Consider the following 18,805-nt stretch of genomic DNA (forward strand, 5'->3'; position numbering starts at 1 on the left):
CATAAAATGATGGCCACCGTTTTAATCGCCGCTGTTGGGACGACGCCGATGTACGAGAACCTGCCGGTCATTTCGCGCTCGGCCTTTTTCAGCCGCCGAGTGTTTCCGTTTCTATGGCTATCGGTGGTGGGATTCATCTTCCTGGTCGGGCTGATCACCGCAGATTCTTTTACGCTTTTTCTGCTGATACCGTTGATCATGCTGGTGGCGGGCTGGCGGATGTTCAAAAAGGTGTTCGCCGGCGTGGCCGACCGCGTCTACGACGGCGGCGATCGCCTGATTTTCGTTTATGGCGAGCGGCACGAAACGATCAAGCTCAAGGACGTGATGAATGTGAACTACGCCGCCATGAGCTCGCCGGACAAGGTCACGTTAACGTTGCGCGAGGCCACTGCCAGTAGCCGCGTGAGTCGCGAGGTGGCGTTTCTCCCCATCCGCCGCAAGCTCGGGTTCGCGGAGATCTCGTTCAAACGCCTGCGGCTCGAAAACCCTCAGGTCGACGAGCTGATCGAACGCATCGACCAGGCCCGGCGCGACGACCAGCGCGCAGGATAAGGCGCTTCTCATTTCGCGATGCTTAAGGGCACTGAATCTTCCGGCGCTCACGATTTCCAACCATCACCTCACCACGCACTGACACCCAAGGAGCACCCCATGAGCTTTTATGTCTACCTTTCTGGCGAGATCCACACCGACTGGCGCGACGATATCCAGCGCGGTGCCGACGCCGCCGGCCTGGATATCGTTTTCACCGCCCCGGTCACCGACCACGACGCTTCTGATGCCGCCGGCGACCACCTGGGCAAGCCCGAAAACGGCTTCTGGCGCGACCATCAATCCTCCAAGGTCAACGCCATCCGCACCCGCACGCTGATCGAACAAGCCGATCTCGTCGTCGTGCGCTTCGGCGACAAGTACAAGCAGTGGAACGCCGCGTTTGATGCCGGTTACTGCTCAGCACTCGCCAAGCCCTATATCACGCTGCACGCTGAAGATATCGTTCACCCGCTGAAGGAAGTGGATGCGGGGGCGCAAGCCTGGTGTACGACTACTGATCAAGTTGTCGAAACGCTGAAGTACGTTCTTAAAGACTAATTCCCCAGCGCCTCCCGCAACCGCCCTCATTCTGGTGTTGTGGGAGGGCGCTTCAGCGCGCGACGGGCGGCGCCAGCCGCCCCGATGCCGCCAAAGCCCTCGTTATCCGTCATAACATTAACTTAAGCCAATCCCCCGTCATCCCTCTCCAAGCGTCACCACTAGAATTTCACACAGGCCTACGACCTATTGCTGACCGATGTCACTAAATTACCACGTGACCTAAGATAAATTTGTGAATAGAGTATGATTGAAACAGGCAAAACGAGCGGGCACGCGAATAATGAATGTGCTACTCAGGATTTTTGAGAAAATTTATAAAACAGCGAGTTATAGTTATTTTGTGTCGGCTGTATAGCATCAATGAATGTGCTGGCGCGTTTATTGATGCTATGCAGCCGTCTATATAATCACTGTTACGTTCACTGCCACTCCGTACAAAAAAGGATATATGAATGAGTGCATCAAAGATTGAGATTAAAATTGGCGAAATAACTTTCTCCGGTGAAGGGGAGCCGGCCTGGCTATCTGAACAGCTGGATAAAATTTTAGACAGGGCCGAGGATCTCATGGCCCTAGCTCCAGTTATTAACTCATCACCTCCTCACGGCGGCAATAGCGATCATGAAGAGGCTGATCTATCAGGGCATGACGAGATCGCTTCGAAGCCTCTTGGCATATGGCTTAGGGATAGGAATGCCGACACCAACCAGAATCTCAAGTTTCTAGCAACTGCGGTATGGGTCGAGTCTAAGGGCCAAAACAGACTTCAAACGAAAGACGTAACAGGCGCATTAAGCAATGCCAATCAAAAACGGCTTGGCAACGCCACCGAATGTTTGAACCAAAACGTAAAGCAGGGTTTCTGTGAAAAGGAAGGGAAACAATTTTATGTCACTGAGGAAGGAAAGCGTAAATTGGATATAAACTAATATGGCTGAACTTAAAACTCTGCTCGGTTCGTTGCCAGCGGGGCTCCGTACGCCGCTAATTAAAGAATATAAGAAATTAACACAGAACTATATGGAGCATAGGTGGGAGCCAGCCGAGTTAAGTGTAGGCAAATTGTGTGAAATAGTTTACTCAATTATTAATGGTCATGTTGATGGTAACTATCCCACATCTCCATCAAAGCCTCGAAATATGGTTGCAGCATGCAGGCAGCTCGAAAATGAGGCTTCTCTACCTAGAAGCTTTCAAATTCTTATACCGAGAATGCTACCAGCTCTTTATGAAATTCGAAACAATCGTGGAGTAGGGCATGTAGGCGGCGAGGTCAATGCAAATAACGTTGATGCAACTCTTATGCTTACAATGGTTAATTGGGTTATGGCGGAGTTGGTTCGTGTTTTTCATACTGGCTCCCTTGAAGAAGCGCAAACCGCAGTAGACGCGCTTGCTCAACGAAGTACGCCATTAATCTGGGATAATAAAGGCTTTAAAAAAGTATTATCGCCCAATATAAACCTAAAGGATCAGATTTTATTGCTTTCATCATCGACGGATAAGAATGTGAGTATTGCTGAGCTGATGGAGTGGACCGAGTCTACGAATAAAACATATTACAAAAAAATATTGAAATCCTTGCACAAAGAAAAGCTTGTGCACTTTGACGAGAAAGAAGGAAAAGTCACCTTATTGCCATTCGGAAGCAACAAGGTAGCAAGCATCGTGGAGCAGCATGCAAAAACGTAACAATCGCATGTTGTCGGACTGGTTTTTCGCTGCGCTGCAAACCGGTCGCAAATGCGGACGTTAACCATTCTCGATAGGTTATAGGTGGAGACTAATAAATGGAAGAGGTGGCTATTGAAATTGCTAGTCTTGAGGTCTTAAGCGACCTGATAAAAATCGGGATACCAGCACTTTCTGGTTTACTTTCTGGCGTAGTGGTCGGCTTGGTACCTTACTTTATTGAAAAGCAGCGCCTCAGGGATTTAAAACAGCAAGGGGCAGTAAAATTCCAAAGAGAAAAAGTCGCCGAGCTAATCGATGCCCTGTCAATTTTCTCTGGCCACCTATATCGATACGTATCGGCACAGCAATCACTTTTTTATAATTATAATTAAGCGACCGAAGAGTATGTGAGTCAGGCTGGGCAGGAGATGCTTGCAAATGAATATCACTTAAAGAAAGCGCGGGCAATCGCGGGTCTAATCGGTGAAAAAAACCTTTTGAGTTTGCTGGAGGAGTATGATGGACAAGCCTCTGAGACCATTAATGCAGTAATCAAGGGGGTTCCCGATCCCGAAAACTCGATTAAAGACTTAAAGCTAATGGAACGGAAGGTTATAAAGAGCCTCGATGTTCTATTGCGTTACCAGAATGATTAACAAGGCAATGCACGCAACAAGCGCGTGACGGCGGCGTTATGTAGCTGCAATTCAGTAAAAGGACCCGTTGGAATGGCTAGAAAAGCGAAGGGGGGCGGAGTTGCGCTGCTGATAGCGCTTGTAGTCCTAGCGGTACTTTATGAGCTCTTTATATCGTATTGGACGATCATTCTTTTACTCGCCATAGTCGGAATTGTCGCATTCGTGCTCTGTGCAGCTTTTATAGATCCTGTGGAGTACAGTGGTTCAGGAAATTCAAACAATCATAGCGGCATCGAGAAGAAAGACAAAAAGCCTGAGCGGCTTCGAGTCCTAGAAGAAAAATATAAAAATGAGCAGCTTGCTCGAAAAATTTATGGCGGGTACTTCTGGCAAGGTCAATCGGAATCGCAATTACGCGACTCGTTAGGGCAGCCGGAAGCGATCGATACTAAGGTCTTAAAAACAAAAACTAAAGAGGTTTGGAAGTATTATCCAATCGGAAGGCGAAGTTACGGCCTACGAATTACACTAGACGACGGAAAAGTAGTTGGATGGGATAAAAAAACATAACTGTTCGTTGCAGTTGCTCTTCCAAAGCGCTGCCACGTTTCGGGTGTCCTCCGCAGCCTTTGGCTGCTCCGGCGGCAACTAAGCTTAGGCGCTGGCCGGAATGATGTGTGCTATTTCTTACGATTGTTGGAGGATTAAATGATCACTGAAGAAGTCAAGAAATACATCGATCGAAGCGTTTTATGTTGGCTTGCAACGGTGGACCGCGACGGAGATCCGAACGTGTCTCCGAAAGAGGTCTTCGCCGCCTACGAAAATGACCGCCTCGTGATTGCCAATATTGCATCGGCTGGAAGCATGCGGAATATACTATCGAACGATGCTGTCTGTGTTTAGTTCGTGGACGTGTTCGTGCAAAAGGGTTTCAAGTCGCGCGGCCGCGCGAACTGTGTGGCACGGTCAGATTCTCGTTACGCCGGCTTGGCAGAGCCACTAGAGGAAAAGGTCGCGGGCAAATTCAAGATTCATAGTCTAATTGAAGTGCGAATCACTGCCGTCAAGCCGATCCTCGCGCCGAGCTACCAGTTCTATCCAGAAACAACTGAGGATGATCAAGTCCAAAGCGCGTTGACAGCATACGGTGTGTCTCGAGCCTAGAGACGGGGTGCTTCGTTGGGAGGCTAAACTTAACAAGGCTCTCCAGCGCTATACCGCTGCGCGATTAGCCGCGGCTGAGTCCTCACGTTAGTCGTCCAATTGCTATTTTCCGGTGAGGAAGGTGTTATGACTGATCATAATGCCCCCCAATAGCAAAAACGTATATAGAGGTGTCGTCGAATCGGTATATAAGTCTATCTTTCTGTGAAATGCGCCGTGACCATAGGCCTGATAAGTTGTGTTTCAGTGGTTCAGGTTTGCCTATCCCAGTGGAGGGGTCGTCGGAGCGGAGCATCTCTTTCAGCAATTTGCAGAGGGCTTTGTGCAGCTTCTTGTCTTTCTCTCGCATCCTTTCATAGGCTTCCCAGGTGCTGCCCTCAAATACCAGTGATCTCATTCAGCTGCTCATCATTGGGTGTGTATCCTTGGCCACGGCTGTGAGTCTCGAGTGAAGTCGCAATTTGCTGCATCAGGTCTCGGTTCTGGAGCACATGCAGGGTTTCCTGCTCTCTTTCCCAGTCTTCAGCACTCATGATGACGAAAGCCTCTCCGGCGCGACGTGTCACCTTGAGGGGTTCATGGTTGTTAACAACCTGCTCTACAAGGCTTTTCAGGTTGTCTCTAAATTTGTTTACACTGATGATATCCATGATTCCACCATTACGTACGGAAACTCCGTACAACTGTATCGCAATAGCCCTAACAAGACCAGTCACGGCTACGTCTACCACATTGCGGCTTTGCCTCCATTTTGTAGCTGAGCGTGCTGAGCAGCGTTATAAAATAGCGAGTTAAAAAATGACCCTACCAGGCAGCTGCCTCTGCGGCGGCGTCCAATACGAAATAACCGGCCCCCTTACCGACGTTTACCACTGCCACTGCTCCATGTGTCGCAAGCTCCATGCGGCCGCGTTTCGAACCTGCGCCAAGGTGCAGGCTTGTGACTGGCGAACCGTCAAAGGCGAAGAGCTGCTCAAAACCTATGAGTCGTCGCCGGGGGAGTTCAAGGTGTTCTGCTCGACCTGTGGGTCCAGCATTCATACCCGGTTTGCTGAAAAGCCGGAGGTTTACGCGCTTCCCCTCGGCACCCTCGATGTTGATCCCGGTATACGTCCAAACCGCCATGTGTTCGTGGGTAACAAGGCGCCGTGGTTCGAGATTGCCGATGATTTGCCCCAGTTCACTGAAAATGGCTGAAGCAGTGTTGCTCGGGCTTAATATCATTTTCAAAGCCCAGCCATTACTCTATGCACCCAGCTTACCCAAGGCGCTCCATCGATCTTATGACGAGAAAAACACTAGGCTTGAAGGTCAAACGGCAGCAAGAGGCCAAACCCGCCGACGTCGTTGAAGATCAATTCCTGGATGATCCCGAAAAACGCTTTCTAAATGGCGTTGCGATTCATCCGTGCCCACGCATTGGGCTGGAAGCCGGCTCCACCGAGCGCAGCGTGTGGGCGATGGATTTGATCACGCCTATCGGGATGGGCCAACGCGGGTTGATTGTAGCCCCCCCCCAGGCTCCGGCAAGACGATGCTGTTGAAACACATCTGCCAGGCCGTGGCTGAGGAGCACCCGGAGATCAAGCTGTTTGCTACCCGAGTTTTTGAAGAACGGTTTGTTAAAACTATCAGGTTTGAAATGGCTAATAAATAAATTAAACTTAATTCCTAAGATTGCCGAACACTTGTTTCTTGTGTCTTTTATTGTAGGAGTTAGCTCTAATGCCCACGGATCGCATTTTATCATCACCAAGTTACATGGTTTGGGAACTATTCCAAGCACTTCGACGACTTTGTGTTCGCGTCGCTGAATCCAGTGATGTAGAAGATGACTCTACGGCGCGACAAGATGCTGCACTTTGCGTTATCCTCGCGGTGCAATGTGTGGAAGTGTTTTTCAATGTGTACTTTCGAATTCTCATAACTGAACCCGCATATGCGCACGCTGTTGAAAAAATTTCTGCCGATCTAACTAGCACTCGGTGCGGCCTTGATAGAAAGATTAAAGAGTGGCCACTTATCGTATTCGGTCAGAAACTTAATCTCGGTGAAGGTGCCGGACAACAGTTTATAACACTAAAAAATATCCGGCATGAGCTAATGCATTTCACAAGTACCCATGAAACCTTTTCTATTCCCGGTATCGCAATTCATGGCATGGCGGATACAAGCGTCTACCACTCGCTTTCTACGAAGACGGCGATTGAGGCACTTAATACCGCCGAGGAATTTCTGTGCGAGGTATTTATATTGAGAGGTATCTCAACCGAAAACTTGTCACATGCACTACATTCTTGGACAGGCAAGCCACCGACATAAGGATATAACTTATATTAAAAGTAAGCTTCGCCAAAACCCGCGTAGTCGGCTTAACTTCTTATTATAAATAGAGAACTTATGAAAACAATTTTAGCTCAGCAATTTAGACATTTCGCGAGGAGTGACTTTATTCCGAATGAGAGTTTGAAAGAAGCTTTCTTCATTTTCTTTATATGGGCATTTCCAGCATTCCTATTTGTTATTTGGGCTAACGCCTTTTACTCGGAAGTTGAGTTTTATCAGGCCGCAATCAGTGAGGGCTTAGGTCCTAATCTTTGGAATGTAATTGGCTCTTTTGGCTTATTTGCATTCGGTGTAGCATTAATGTTTTCAAAATTTTCTATCCCTGCCTTGATTGCCAAACAGATACTGTCAAATACCTATGCAATAGGTTGTCTTACGTTTGGTCTTCTGGTTGGTCAATGGTCTGTGTTGCTTCCAATAGAGGGGATGGTTTGGTGGCAGCGGGGCTTGTTTAATATTACTTCTGGGTTTTTATTGATTGTTGTTTTTTTATACAATCTGGCGATCTGGTATTTAAGTTTCTTGATTCAAAAAGAATCCGGCAAAAAGTCCGATTTCTTGATAAAGCTGGGGCATATGCACTGGGTGTGGAGATTTGCAATGGGCTTATGTATTGTTTTGCTAATCACTTTGTTATTTATACCGGAAACCTGAAGTGTATTAAACTCATACATATTCGCTACTTCTGGCTGCCGGGCACTCGTATCTTGCGTCGTTTATGCCAAGCTTTAAGTCTGTAAAAAATTCCTTTGAAGGGTGAGTTTTATGGAATCGAGGAAAACAAATAAGTATAGGTTATTATGCCACGCTCCAAGCTCGATAACCATGATCAGAACGCCGTGTTAGTAATCAACTACTAATATCAGGTCTAGTTCGATACCTTTTCATAAAAGTTGGACTTATTCGTTTTTTTACACCGAGTATCGTAATGATATGACCGTTCTGCTACCTGTACTATATATTCAATTGATTTAAAGCGAACCAGCGAACTTATGACACGAAAAACACTAGGCTTGAAGGTCAAACGGCAGCAAGAGGCCAAACCCGCCGACGTCGTTGAAGATCAATTCCTGGATGATCCCGAAAAGCGCTTTCTGAATGGCGTCGCGATTCATCCATCCCCACGCATCAAGCTTGCAGCCGGTTCCACCGAGCGCAGCGTGCGGGCGATGGATTTGATCACACCCATCGGGATGGGCCAGCGTGGGTTGATCGTGGCACCCCCAGGCTCGGGCAAAACGACGCTGCTCAAACACATCTGCCAGGCCGTGGCCGAGGCGCACCCGGCGATCAAGCTGTACGCCTTGCTGATCGATGAGCGCCCGGAAGAAGTGACTGACTTCAAGCGCAGCGTGTCGGCAGAGGTCCATGCCTCCTCGTCAGATGAAAGCTACACCCACCACGTGCAAATGGCCGATAAGCTCTTGGCAACGGCGCGTAGGCAAGCCGGCGAAGGGCACGATGTGATGATCGTGATCGACTCATTAACGCGGCTTTCGCGTGTGCATAACGCCGAGCAGCGGGGCAATGGCCGCACCATGTCCGGCGGGCTGGATAGCCGGGCGATGGAAATACCGCGCAAGCTGTTTGGTGCGGCGCGAAAGATCGAAAACGGTGGGTCGCTCACCATTCTGGCCACCGTGCTGGTGGAGACGGGCAGCCGTATGGATCAGGTGATTTTCGAGGAGTTCAAGGGCACGGGCAATATGGAGATCGTGCTGTCACGCGACGTGGCCAATCAGCGGATCTTCCCGGCCATTGATATCGCCAAAAGCAGCACCCGCCGGGAAGAGCTTTTGATCGATGCCAGGGATATCGAAAAAGTACGCACACTGCGTCGCGCATTGACCCCGCTCAAACCCGTCGAAGGCGCGCAGAAGCTTTATGAGCTATTGGAGAAATACCCGACTAATGCCGAGCTGCTGGACGCGTTTTCACCCGCTTGAAGATTGGAGTAAACGTTGATGGCTCAGCGTTTACTCCTGGGCGGCGGTGATGGGGCCTGATCGCAAAAGTGGTCGTCGCGAAGCTCACTCTATTATTCGTTCAAAACGTGAGCTTCTGGCTTCGTGCTAGCGCTTGGCTTTTTTTGCATGGTTCAGGTGTGAAACGGGCACCGCTTTCTTGACCGGGAAGCCTTCAACTTCCCGGCGCTCGATGAGACTGTTCAGCCGCTTTTCAATGGCGCAAAGGTTCTTGAAGTCGCTGATATCGACCAGGGAGATGGCTTCACCCGTGGCCCCCGCACGGCCGGTTCGGCCAATACGGTGAATGTACTCTTCCGCCGGAAAGGGTAAATCGTAGTTCACCACGCGGCTCAGCTCGCCAATATCCAGCCCCCGCGCGGCAACCCCCGTAGCGACCAGATACTTGAGTTCACCGGATTTGAATTGCCCCAACACCGTTTCGCGCATCGCCTGGCTTCGGCCGCCGTGGATGGAGTCCGCTTTGATGCCGCGCTTTTCGAGCTGGGCGACCAGCTTAGCGGCGCTATGTTTCTTCTCGACGAAAATCAGCGCCTGATCCCACGCATTCTCGGTGATCAAGTGGCTCAACAGCGCCGACTTGGTGTCTTTATCGACCGTGATGAGCCACTGCTCGATGCTGGCAGCGGCGCGCACGTTCGGGGTAATGGAGATGTCCGCCGCCAGCTCGGTCTTCTTGCTGTTGGAAAAGTTTGATGCCAGCGCGCGAACCTCGTTGGTCATGGTGGCCGTGAACAGCAGGTTCTGACGCTTTTCCGGCAGGCGCACGAGGATCTTGTGAATGTCATCGACAAAGCCCATATCGACCATTCTGTCCGCTTCGTCCAGCACCATGGCTTCGAGTTCATCGAAGTGCACCGCCCGCTGATGCGCTAAATCCAGCAGCCTGCCTGGCGTGGCGACGAGAATATCGACCCCTTCGATCAGGCGCTCTTTTTGCGGCGCGGTATCCACGCCCCCGTACGCGGCCATGGAGGTCAGGGGCAAATGCCTGGCGTATTGCGCCACACTTGCCTCGACCTGAACGGCCAGCTCCCGGGTCGGCACCAGAATCAGCGCGCGAATGCGTTTGCCGCGCAGCTCGCCCGCCGTGCTGAAGCGTTCGAGCAGTGGCAGAACAAAGGCCGCGGTTTTGCCCGTGCCGGTCTGGGCGGTGGCCACCAGGTCCTTGCCCGAGAGAATGACAGGAATCGCTTGTTCCTGGATGGGCGTGGGCGTTGTGTAGCCGAGTTCGGTAATCGCTTGAACCAGAGGGCTGGATAAGCCGAGTTTTGCAAAGGGCATGAGGGGCTCTGACGGATCGTCTTGGATGGGGTCGAAAAGAAAAGTGGCGCAGTATAGCGCAGAGCTTGTTACGGTGCCGATTTATCGCCTTGTGATGGCTTTAAAGGCGCTCGCCAATGTCGACCGAGCCTCGTGGTTCTAAATGACGGGTGCCGCCGTGTGATAATTGCGCCGTTGGGCATGAACACGCTGAGTATCCATCAGTTGAACATTGATCGAGTAACAGGCCAAGAGGAATAGATGAGCTGGGTCATTCTGTTTATCGCGGGTCTTCTGGAAATCGGCTGGGCCATCGGGCTCAAGTACTCCGAAGGCTTTACGAAACTCTGGCCGACCGCATGGACGGTATTCTCGCTGGCCGCGAGTTTTCTACTGCTGGGCCTCGCGCTCAAGAGCCTGCCTGTAGGCACTGCCTACGCCATTTGGGTAGGGATCGGCGCGGTGGGCACGGCGGTGCTGGGCATCGTGCTGTTTGGTGAATCCGTGGGCGTACTCAAGCTGGTGAGTTTGACGCTGATCGTGGCGGGGCTGGTGGGGCTCAAGCTTTCCCACGCGTGACGAAGGGTAGGGGGCAGAATGGAAACACCGCACTACTTGCTCGACGGGCAGTACGAAATCACGACCGTCGCTTTCGAGCCGCGCATGTCGCTTTGGGTCTATTCGCCGGTCATTCGGGAGCGCGCCACCGGCTATGTGGTGCTCGATCTCACGAGCGGCCTTTGGGATCTGCGCCGCGTCAACGAGCGCTTGGGGCGAATCCTCCTGATGCTGGCGCGCTTTCCCGAAAGCGACCGCGAGTACGTCGTCGAGGTGGCCCCGGCTGAGGCCATCGCTATCGTAGAGGGCGAGGCGTATCCGCTGTCAGCGCTCGAAGCCGCGCTGAACGCGCGATCACCTAGCGGGTAATTCTACCGCTACCAGCCGCACGAACCCCGCACCGATTCGATGCGCTCTTCGATACCTTCGATGTTGAACGTGAGCTCGATGGGGTCGCCCTCGGCCGGCGTCGCGTTGAGGCTCAGCGTTTGCGCACCGAACAGGCTTTCGATGAACGGGATGGCCTCGTCGCCCTGCCAGAAGCCCAGCGCGTGGCCGTCGTCGATCGGCGCCATGTCGACCGGCTCGGGATCGGCGTCATCGAGCGCTACCGTGACGCTTTCGTACTTGTAGGCCTCGCTTTCGTCCTGATCGAACAGGTTGAAGTAGGCCACGGTCGTATCCTCGAAGCAGCGAAACACCACCGTCGGGTAGGCAAGTCCGGTCGCGTGGGTCTTGAGCACGACGAAGTGGAGATCCAGCTCCTCGTCGTGATGCTCTTCGGTTTGCCACTGCGAGCCGGCGGGTTCGTCCTGGGCGAGGGCCATGGCGGGTATGAGGGTTAAAAGGGCGAGCAGGGTTTTATTGATCTTCATGCATTGTCCTTCGAGCGCGTTCGTTTCGATGGGGGCGTTATCATTTCTCGGTTTCTCGATATTAAACGATAAAACGTCGAGCGGTGCCTTTGCCGTACTCGATAACGCTACTCCTTCGCCGGCCGTTTGCTCAACAGATCCGTTTCACTGGAGGTCTGCGCGATCTCTTCTTCTACCTTTTTCATTAGCTTCTCGTCGGGCCGCGCGTCGAACACGCCGTCGGTCTGTTCGCCTTTGAGTATTTGCTGAGCGCGCGCTTTCGCCTGCTGTTTCTCCTTGTCTGCGGCGCTATCGAGCTCCGGTTCGGTCGCTGCTGGTAAGGCCGAATCGCGCTCGGCGAGCTTCCCGCTTTGAATACGCATCAGCGACTCCTCAAGCTCCGGGCGAAAGCTGAGCCGATAGATCGGCTCGGGCAGGGTGAAGCCGTGATGCTCCAACGCGTGCTTGGTTTCGCGGATAGCGATGCTGCGCGCCTTGCCGAAATCCGTGGTGGACTGGTTCACCCAGCCCTGAAACTCCAGCACGATGTTGGAATCCCCCACGTTGGTGATGACCCCCACGGCCTTGGGTTCGCCCAGCACGAAGGGCAGCCCGTTCAGAGCATCGAGGCCCACCTTGATGGCGGCCAGCGGGTCGTCGTTGGCATCCACGCCCAGCTCGAAATCGAAGCGGCGCTCCGGGTTTTGGGTGTAGTTGAGGATGATGCCCTTGAACACGTCGGCGTTGGGAATGCGCAGCTGGTTGCCTTCCAGCGTCATCAGAATGGTCGCGCGCGAGGTCAGGCGCACCACGATCCCTTCACGGTCGTTGATGACCACGTGATCGCGGGCCTGAAAGGGCTGGCGGATGCTGAGCATGAGTGAGGCGATGTAGTTCTCGATGGTGTCCTTGACCGCAAAGCCGATCGCGATGCCGATCACCCCGGCACCCCCCAGAAGGGTGCCGATGATGGTCTCGGCGCCCACCAGACTCAACGCCATGATCAGCCCCAGTACGATGAACACGACCTTGATCGTTTGCCCCACCAGCTCTGCGACGAAGGGGTTGGGCGTGACTCGCTGCCAAAGATGCGTGCGATTCGAGAGCCACGCCCCGAACCAGGCCACTACGCCAAAAATCAGAAAGCCCACCACGATCAGCGGCAGCGCGCGCAAAAGGCTCTGGCTCTTGGCGCGTAGCCCTTGGTAAGCAGTTGCAACGTTGTCCTGAACATCCAGCGTGCGGTCGATCTGATCATCCACCATGACCACGTCGGTCAGCCGATTGGCCAGCCCCACCGCCTGCTGCGCCTTGCGCTCGTTGGCCGTTTCCCCGGCCAGCGTCACGATCCCCTGGGTCACGCTGACCTCGACTGCCGAGAGCCCCTCGATTTCGGAAAAGATGCCGCCAATGCGCTGAGCGATCTCCGCATCCTTTTGCGGCGAAGGCGTGGTTTCGATTTGTCCTGCTGGCGATTCGCCACTCGGCTCTACCGGGGCAGTAGCATCGTCGCTGGCGTAGGCGAAGGCGCTCAGCAGCATACCCAGCAGCAGTATTGTGGCAGGAAAGCGAAGTACACGAAGTGTGCGGAGAGGGTGAAAATAAGCGGCCATGACCATCCCTGGTGTCGTCATCGAAATCGGTACGCGTTAGCCAAGTCTAGTGGGTTTTTCTGGCTCAACGTGGCCGGGTGCTCAAATACATCGATGCGCTAAATGTTCACCAGCGCTCGGCCTTCCGGCACTGTTTGACGATATGCTGGCGCTGCTGCTGAAGACGTATCCAGCCTTTTTCGGGCAGGCCGGCAGCTAGCAAGCGGCTCTTGAGTTCGTCTGAATCGCTGTACGATTGAAGGCTTTGACGCAGCCGCTCGATTTCGCGCTTGATGAAGGGGTAGCTCATGCGACTTTGCGCGGCCAGCGTCTGCCAGTCCCGTGGCAAAAGCTGCCAAGCGTTGGTTTGTTCGCCGATGGAAAAGGCGAGATGTGGATCGAACCCTAGTACCACCGTTCCGACCAGGTCGTAGGCCGGTGCCATGTGCCACTTGCCTTTCTCATCCTGAAGTAGGGACACGTTCTTTGCGTGTCCGTCGCTATTGCCGACGAGCGCGTTGAAAATTTGCCAGCGAAGCAGCTGCGTAAGCGCTGGGGCCGGCGGTTTGCAGACTTCCCTGATGCGCTGTATGCACTCGCTAAAGTGCGGCCCGCCGTGCTCCTGGTATTTATGTGTACGGGCAAGGCCCAGGGCTTGGCATAAATCTTCCTGATGTATTCGCACGCGCTGCCCGTTTACGTTGCTGCGATCAAAGCGTTCGACGATCAGCAGCGCGTGTTTTCCCGTATGGCGTACGAACGTGGCCGGGCAGGGCAGACCTACCAGGCTTGCGAGCGTATTGAGATACAGCTCGTTATAAATGATCAGGTCGCGCCCCTCGACCGCGAATTTGACGATGTGGGACGAAGACGACAACCCCTGAGGTAAGTGAAAACGTTCGTTTTGCCAGATGACCGGTATCTTATCCTGCGCACCGGCCAGTGACAGGCGCGGCTGAACACTCCCTGGAGATGGATGAAAAAGCGCGTAGCGCTGTTTGAAGCCCGCCCATTCGTTTAGATCGGTGGGTGAAAGAGGCACGCTTTCTGATTGTGTCTCTAGCGCTTCAGGGGTGAGGTGAGGCGGCAGAACCAAAAGCGCGCCGGCGCAATCACCGCCGATCGCGGCCAGTAGTGCAAAATCGTCATCGGGAATGCCCAGCTGGCGGATCAACGCGGCCCGTGCCTGCTCTTCGGGAAGCAGGTTGCCGAACCAGTGGTGGGCCGTCAGCGTCTCGGGCGGCCAGAGGCGTTGATCAAGGGGCAAACTGTTGGAGATGGCGTGCCCGTTGGCCTGCCATTGGGCATCGTATTCGAACCCCATCAGACGTCCATCGTCACCGCGCCACAGCGCGCCAACCCGCTTTCGGCCGGACCATACGTTCAAGTGATCAACTATCATGTATCGATATCCGTAGGCTGTGCCGAAAGCTCGATTCCCAGCGTTTCCAGCACCAGTAGAACCCGGCCCAGGCCGCAGGAGGCTCGGCCGTTTTCCAGCTCGCTCAGAAAGCGCATGCTCACTCCGCAAAGCCCCGCCAGCGTTTCGAGGGTCAGCGCTTGGCGTTTGCGCGTTTGGCGTATGAGCCGGCCCAGGTCTTCTGCGCGGGTAACGGTCAAGGGCATAGCGGCGGCGGTATTTTCAGAAGCGTTCATGAGTTATATTTTTCCCTTTAAGGAAAAAATGGGTCGGATACCGGTCAGTGTAGCGTTTTTATCCCTATTGGGAAAATACGTATTCATCAAAGTGTCAATGCTCTGTTTTTATCCTTGTAGGGAAGATTTTGAGAGTGGGCGAGAGAACGCGTCGAGGGCAAAAAAAGGCTTGTTCTCTTGGGCCATGCAGATTTAATTATTTAAATAGATGCTGAAAATGACACCAGGTTGAAAAGCCGTTGTTTAGGGAAGCCGAAATGACCGGGTATTTCGCCGATAAAGGCGTTGGGCAGCGATATGATCGATATCGTCCGAAAGCCCATCAGGCACTTTTTCAGATCATGAAGCGTCATCTACCTGTCGAGCGTTTTGAACGAGCGGTGGATGTCGCGTGCGGTACTGGCGACTCTACCATTCCCCTGCTGGATATAGCCCGGGATGTCGTCGGTATCGATTCATCGAGCGAAATGTTGAACATTGCACAAGAGCGTGGTCTTGCGGTCAGAAAAGCGGATTACACCGCGCTTGCCGAGCTGGGCCGTTTTGACCTTATCTCCACGTGCATGGCCTTTCACTGGTTCGACGTTGCACAAGCGGTGGCTGTTTATAAAGCTGCGTCCCAGCCTGGGGCTGTCTGGATCGTTTACAATTTCTCATTTTTGGGGCATGCGACATCGCACCTGTTCAATGAATGGTTTCGTAACGACTATCTGACACGATATCCATCACCGCCACGTACGCGCTACGAAAACATGAAGCTCACCGACGACCCCGAACTCTGCACTCTTGCAAGCGAAAAGGGCTGGCTGCCGATAACATTCTCGCTCGACTCTCTGGTGGGGTATCTCACCACGCAGTCGAATATTGAAGACGCCGTTCGAAAGGGCAGGGACCTGAACGCCATTGTGTCCGAACTACGCGAAGACCTTTCCTGTATTGATCTGACCGGCACCTTCCAGTACGCCTACTCCTACGAGATTCTGCAGTACGCCGGGCGCTAATCAAGACTGCCGCACAATCACTTGGCGAATTTCGTTCGAGGTGAACGTGGACTACAAAGAGGTGTGCGCCGGCGAGGTTCCCCTTCCGCTTTTACTTGAAGCGGATCCCTCCGAGCGCAGCATTGCATCCTATCGGAAGAACGCGTGGTGCTTCGCTGTGCACAGCGCCGGTGAAACGATTGGCGCATGTATCGTTAAACCGATCGGCGTGAAGACCGCCGAAATTGTCAATATCGCGGTATGCCCGCCGTTTCAGAAGCAGGGGATAGGCTCTGGCTTGCTGAGCTATACGCTAGGTGAGCTTAAAGCCAGGAACATGCAGCGGGTAGAACTCAATACCGGGGCGTTCGGCTATCAACTGACCTATTATCAGCGCCACGGGTTCAGAGTCGATCGAGTCTTGAAAAATCATTTCCTGGAAAATTATTCCGAACCGATCATCGAAAATGGCCTGCAGCACCTGGATGCGTTGAGACTATATCGTGTACTCGATTGACACCAGATGTTCTCACTCTGCGAGTGGCATCATTGTGGCCCCGCCAGGCTCTGTCAAATGGCGTGCCGCTATGTGATAACTTAATAAGCAATAGCTTATCAACATCGCAAGCGATACGAGGAAAAGGGATGCGCTACCTTGAAACTCACAGGCTGCGGCTTCGTCCGCTTTCTCTAAACGATTTGTCGGCTCTCACTTCAATTCTGGGTGACCCAGAGGTCATGAAATATTCCATGCGCGGTGTGTTCGATGAAGTGGCCACACGCCAATTCATCGAGTGGTGCTGTACGTGCTATGCAGCCCACGGAATGGGCCCAATGGCGCTGGTGGAGAAGGATACTAACCTGCTGATCGGTTTTTGCGGCGTCAGCCCTGAAGAAATCGGTGGCGTTGAAGAGATCATGCTGGGATACCGGCTGGCCGCGCGCTACTGGAATCAGGGCTTTGCTCCCGAGGCGGTAAAGGCAGTGCTCGATCAAGCGTTCAACGAGAAGTCGCTGCCCTCAGTCGTTGCCCTGATCGAGCCAGAACATACGGCCTCGCAAAAGGTCGCCGCGAAAGCAGGATTCGATCATTTCGAGATTCAGGAATATCACGGCTGCACGTTGCGAATGTATCGTCAGACGCGGGAACAGTGGTGCTCTAGTAAAGGAAACATGACAGAGAGTGGACTTGCATCGTAGCGCTGATCGCTTACGGGTCTTCAAGGTTTTTTCACCTGCTTATAGGCTACTGTGAGGCCGTCGTGCACGCCAAAGCACAACACATCAAGCCGCCACTTTTAAGCTGCTCACTCGTTTTGACTGATCGGATGCCGAGTTGATGGACAAGACTGCTCAAAGCCTGGATGGATACCACCGCTGCGCTTGGTGCGCGGTGTCACCCGGCGAGCTCGAGCCTTATCACGACCGCGAGTGGGGCTTTCCGGTCGCCGATGATCAGCGCCTGTTCGAAAAGATCAGCCTAGAGGCGTTTCAGGCGGGGCTGAGCTGGCGCACGATTCTGGCCAAGCGCGAGCATTTTCGCACGGCCTTTGCCGGGTTCGATTTCTACAAGGTGGCGGCTTTCGATGAACGTGACGTCGAGCGCCTGCTCCAGAACGCCGGTATCGTTCGCCATCGCGGCAAGATCGAGGCGGTAATCAATAACGCCCGGCGCGCGGTTGAGATGGTCGAGCAGGAGGGCTCGCTCGCGGCGTACTTTTGGCGCTTCGAGCCCGAGGCCAATGAAGTGGCCGTGCCGCAGAGCGTCTCGACCTCGCCAACCTCCGTAGCACTCTCGAAAGATCTCAAGAAGCGGGGCTGGAAATTCGTGGGGCCGACTACGGTGTTCGCCTTCATGCAGGCGATGGGGATGATCAACGATCACGCCGAGACGTGTTTTTTACGTCCTCATATCGAAGAAGCCCGCCGAACATTTATCCGACCCGCTCATTAACGCGTGAGACTATAAATAGCAAAGCTCGCAGCGGCCACGCGCGTTACAATGGCGAAAAGGCCGCCCGGTAAGACAGCCGCGTCCATTCATTCGATTTTCAAGGTAGTGCTGTGATCAACACCAAAATCCATAAGGCGGTTTATGAGCTGGCCGAGAAGCTGATGAAGGCCGCTCACCACGAGGACCGTGAGAGCTTCGAGGCGCTTTATGGCGAGCTCGAGGCGCTCTGTATCGACAACGAGTACACTGAAAAGGATCACCCGGAGCAGTGGGAGACGCTGGCGGACTTCACCGAGGAGTCGGATGAGGCGCTGGCGCTTTACCAGAAAGCGCTGGATAAAGCCGCGGCCCGGCCCTTGCCGGACTATGTCGCCTCGATCGGCTACTCCATGGCGACGCTTCAGGTGGAACTCGATGAGTCGGATGCCGCTCTCAAGAGCCTGCGCCAGGCCAAGGCCAGCGCCGCGCACATCGAAGATGACGAGCTAAAAGCCGAGATCGACGCGCTTTTAACCACGCTGACCCCCCGTTAGGATTCAATCTTGACCAATAACGATATTTTCCGCCGCCTACGCTACGCCTTCGATTTGAAGGACACCGCCATCGTCACCATTTTCAAGCTGGCTGACGTCGAGGTGTCCCAGGAGCAGGTCACTGCCTGGCTCAAAAAGGATGACGACGAGGCCTTCAAATCAATGCGAGACAAGGATCTGGCGGGGTTTCTGAACGGCTTCATCAGCTACAAGCGCGGCAAGCGTGAAGGCCCGGCACCGACACCGGAGTCCAAACTCACCAATAATCAGGTATTTCAGAAGCTGCGCATCGCTTTGAACCTGCAGGCCGAGGACATTCTGGCGCTGTTCGAGAGTGAAGGGCTGCCGCTGAGTTCCCACGAGCTGAGCGCGTTCTTTCGCAAACCCAGCCACAAGAACTACCGCGAGTGTAAGGACCAGGTGCTGCGCACCTTCCTGATGGGCCTACAGCATCAGCACCGCCCAACGCCACCGGCATCCTGACCGGCGTTGACCGCTGAGCGCGGC

27 protein-coding genes and 1 pseudogene are annotated in these 18,805 nt (G+C 53.6%); 21 read left to right on the forward strand and 7 right to left on the reverse strand.

All coding sequences use genetic code 11. The features are described 5' to 3' along the window. Window positions 1-9: 9 nt before the first annotated feature. From OCT39_RS06795 to OCT39_RS06830, 8 genes are all read left to right on the forward strand, one after another. Complete coding sequence (locus OCT39_RS06795) at window positions 10-555, forward strand: hypothetical protein (RefSeq protein WP_263586906.1); 546 nt, start codon at window positions 10-12, stop codon at window positions 553-555. Between the two features lie 99 nt (window positions 556-654). Then, entirely contained in the window at window positions 655-1,095 is a 441-nt protein-coding gene (locus tag OCT39_RS06800; protein ID WP_263586907.1) for a YtoQ family protein, read from the forward strand. A 455-nt stretch (window positions 1,096-1,550) separates the two neighbouring features. Then, entirely contained in the window at window positions 1,551-2,027 is a 477-nt protein-coding gene (locus OCT39_RS06805; protein WP_263586908.1) for a hypothetical protein, read from the forward strand. A 1-nt stretch (window position 2,028) separates the two neighbouring features. Beyond that, window positions 2,029-2,790 (forward strand): hypothetical protein, encoded by a 762-nt coding sequence (locus OCT39_RS06810; RefSeq protein ID WP_263586909.1) that lies wholly within the window; start codon window positions 2,029-2,031, stop codon window positions 2,788-2,790. A 98-nt stretch (window positions 2,791-2,888) separates the two neighbouring features. Beyond that, complete coding sequence (locus tag OCT39_RS06815; RefSeq protein WP_263586910.1) at window positions 2,889-3,164, forward strand: hypothetical protein; 276 nt, start codon at window positions 2,889-2,891, stop codon at window positions 3,162-3,164. Window positions 3,165-3,179: 15 nt separating this feature from the next. Further along, entirely contained in the window at window positions 3,180-3,428 is a 249-nt protein-coding gene (locus OCT39_RS06820; protein WP_263586911.1) for a hypothetical protein, read from the forward strand. A 72-nt stretch (window positions 3,429-3,500) separates the two neighbouring features. After that, on the forward strand, window positions 3,501-3,980 hold the full coding sequence (locus OCT39_RS06825; RefSeq protein ID WP_263586912.1) for a hypothetical protein: 480 nt from the start codon (window positions 3,501-3,503) through the stop codon (window positions 3,978-3,980). Between the two features lie 138 nt (window positions 3,981-4,118). Continuing rightward, on the forward strand, window positions 4,119-4,316 hold the full coding sequence (locus OCT39_RS06830) for a pyridoxamine 5'-phosphate oxidase family protein (RefSeq protein ID WP_263586913.1): 198 nt from the start codon (window positions 4,119-4,121) through the stop codon (window positions 4,314-4,316). Window positions 4,317-4,701: 385 nt separating this feature from the next. On the opposite strand, the gene OCT39_RS06835 is transcribed toward OCT39_RS06830, so the two are convergent. After that, the gene (locus tag OCT39_RS06835) at window positions 4,702-4,974 is read right to left on the reverse strand and encodes a Txe/YoeB family addiction module toxin (protein WP_318152980.1); all 273 of its coding nucleotides are present in this window, start codon (window positions 4,972-4,974) and stop codon (window positions 4,702-4,704) included. Beyond that, window positions 4,955-5,227 (reverse strand): type II toxin-antitoxin system Phd/YefM family antitoxin, encoded by a 273-nt coding sequence (locus OCT39_RS06840; protein ID WP_263586914.1) that lies wholly within the window; start codon window positions 5,225-5,227, stop codon window positions 4,955-4,957. The genes OCT39_RS06835 and OCT39_RS06840 overlap by 20 nt, the downstream gene beginning before the upstream one ends. A 148-nt stretch (window positions 5,228-5,375) precedes the next feature. On the opposite strand from OCT39_RS06840, the gene OCT39_RS06845 reads away from it, so the two are divergent. The 5 genes and pseudogenes from OCT39_RS06845 (at window position 5,376) to rho (ending at window position 8,869) form a co-directional block, all read left to right on the forward strand. After that, window positions 5,376-5,774: a GFA family protein gene (locus OCT39_RS06845; protein WP_263586915.1), complete on the forward strand. Its 399-nt coding sequence runs from the start codon at window positions 5,376-5,378 to the stop codon at window positions 5,772-5,774. A gap of 86 nt (window positions 5,775-5,860) precedes the next feature. Then, window positions 5,861-6,189 (forward strand): annotated as a pseudogene (locus OCT39_RS06850) (transcription termination factor Rho); the annotation flags it as partial. A gap of 113 nt (window positions 6,190-6,302) precedes the next feature. Beyond that, entirely contained in the window at window positions 6,303-6,899 is a 597-nt protein-coding gene (locus OCT39_RS06855) for a hypothetical protein (protein WP_263586916.1), read from the forward strand. Window positions 6,900-6,977: 78 nt separating this feature from the next. Next, window positions 6,978-7,577, forward strand: coding sequence for a hypothetical protein (locus OCT39_RS06860; RefSeq protein ID WP_263586917.1), 600 nt, complete (start codon window positions 6,978-6,980; stop codon window positions 7,575-7,577). Between the two features lie 338 nt (window positions 7,578-7,915). Continuing rightward, on the forward strand, window positions 7,916-8,869 hold the full coding sequence (rho, locus tag OCT39_RS06865; RefSeq protein WP_263586918.1) for a transcription termination factor Rho: 954 nt from the start codon (window positions 7,916-7,918) through the stop codon (window positions 8,867-8,869). A 126-nt stretch (window positions 8,870-8,995) separates the two neighbouring features. Here rho and OCT39_RS06870 read toward each other — a convergent pair whose 3' ends face one another. Then, complete coding sequence (locus tag OCT39_RS06870; RefSeq protein ID WP_263586919.1) at window positions 8,996-10,192, reverse strand: DEAD/DEAH box helicase; 1,197 nt, start codon at window positions 10,190-10,192, stop codon at window positions 8,996-8,998. 240 nt (window positions 10,193-10,432) lie between these two features. Here OCT39_RS06870 and sugE point away from each other — a divergent pair, with 240 nt between their 5' ends. Together sugE and OCT39_RS06880 are read left to right on the forward strand one after the other, a co-directional pair. Continuing rightward, window positions 10,433-10,750, forward strand: coding sequence for a quaternary ammonium compound efflux SMR transporter SugE (sugE, locus tag OCT39_RS06875; RefSeq protein WP_263586920.1), 318 nt, complete (start codon window positions 10,433-10,435; stop codon window positions 10,748-10,750). An 18-nt stretch (window positions 10,751-10,768) separates the two neighbouring features. Next, window positions 10,769-11,098 (forward strand): hypothetical protein, encoded by a 330-nt coding sequence (locus OCT39_RS06880; RefSeq protein ID WP_263586921.1) that lies wholly within the window; start codon window positions 10,769-10,771, stop codon window positions 11,096-11,098. 8 nt (window positions 11,099-11,106) lie between these two features. Here the strand turns inward: OCT39_RS06880 and OCT39_RS06885 are convergent, their stop codons facing one another. The 4 genes from OCT39_RS06885 to OCT39_RS06900 form a co-directional block, all read right to left on the reverse strand. Beyond that, window positions 11,107-11,604: a type VI secretion protein gene (locus tag OCT39_RS06885; protein WP_263586922.1), complete on the reverse strand. Its 498-nt coding sequence runs from the start codon at window positions 11,602-11,604 to the stop codon at window positions 11,107-11,109. Between the two features lie 107 nt (window positions 11,605-11,711). Continuing rightward, the gene (locus tag OCT39_RS06890; protein ID WP_263586923.1) at window positions 11,712-13,196 is read right to left on the reverse strand and encodes a mechanosensitive ion channel family protein; all 1,485 of its coding nucleotides are present in this window, start codon (window positions 13,194-13,196) and stop codon (window positions 11,712-11,714) included. Window positions 13,197-13,302: 106 nt separating this feature from the next. Further along, complete coding sequence (locus OCT39_RS06895) at window positions 13,303-14,577, reverse strand: HipA domain-containing protein (protein ID WP_263586924.1); 1,275 nt, start codon at window positions 14,575-14,577, stop codon at window positions 13,303-13,305. Continuing rightward, window positions 14,574-14,831: a helix-turn-helix domain-containing protein gene (locus OCT39_RS06900; protein WP_263586925.1), complete on the reverse strand. Its 258-nt coding sequence runs from the start codon at window positions 14,829-14,831 to the stop codon at window positions 14,574-14,576. The genes OCT39_RS06895 and OCT39_RS06900 overlap by 4 nt, the downstream gene beginning before the upstream one ends. A 257-nt stretch (window positions 14,832-15,088) precedes the next feature. Between OCT39_RS06900 and OCT39_RS06905 the strand changes: the two genes are divergently transcribed. From OCT39_RS06905 to OCT39_RS06930, 6 genes are all read left to right on the forward strand, one after another. Continuing rightward, the gene (locus tag OCT39_RS06905; protein WP_263586926.1) at window positions 15,089-15,832 is read left to right on the forward strand and encodes a class I SAM-dependent DNA methyltransferase; all 744 of its coding nucleotides are present in this window, start codon (window positions 15,089-15,091) and stop codon (window positions 15,830-15,832) included. A gap of 46 nt (window positions 15,833-15,878) precedes the next feature. Continuing rightward, the gene (locus OCT39_RS06910; protein ID WP_263586927.1) at window positions 15,879-16,328 is read left to right on the forward strand and encodes a GNAT family N-acetyltransferase; all 450 of its coding nucleotides are present in this window, start codon (window positions 15,879-15,881) and stop codon (window positions 16,326-16,328) included. 128 nt (window positions 16,329-16,456) lie between these two features. Next, on the forward strand, window positions 16,457-17,011 hold the full coding sequence (locus OCT39_RS06915) for a GNAT family N-acetyltransferase (RefSeq protein ID WP_263586928.1): 555 nt from the start codon (window positions 16,457-16,459) through the stop codon (window positions 17,009-17,011). 139 nt (window positions 17,012-17,150) lie between these two features. After that, a complete protein-coding gene (locus OCT39_RS06920; protein ID WP_263586929.1) occupies window positions 17,151-17,765 on the forward strand; it encodes a DNA-3-methyladenine glycosylase I in 615 nt (204 codons plus the stop codon). A gap of 110 nt (window positions 17,766-17,875) precedes the next feature. Then, window positions 17,876-18,298 (forward strand): tetratricopeptide repeat protein, encoded by a 423-nt coding sequence (locus OCT39_RS06925; protein ID WP_263586930.1) that lies wholly within the window; start codon window positions 17,876-17,878, stop codon window positions 18,296-18,298. Between the two features lie 9 nt (window positions 18,299-18,307). Continuing rightward, on the forward strand, window positions 18,308-18,781 hold the full coding sequence (locus OCT39_RS06930) for a DUF1456 family protein (RefSeq protein ID WP_263586931.1): 474 nt from the start codon (window positions 18,308-18,310) through the stop codon (window positions 18,779-18,781). Window positions 18,782-18,805 lie beyond the last annotated feature (24 nt).

This window comes from Halomonas sp. GD1P12, from assembly GCF_025725645.1.
Classification (GTDB): domain Bacteria; phylum Pseudomonadota; class Gammaproteobacteria; order Pseudomonadales; family Halomonadaceae; genus Vreelandella.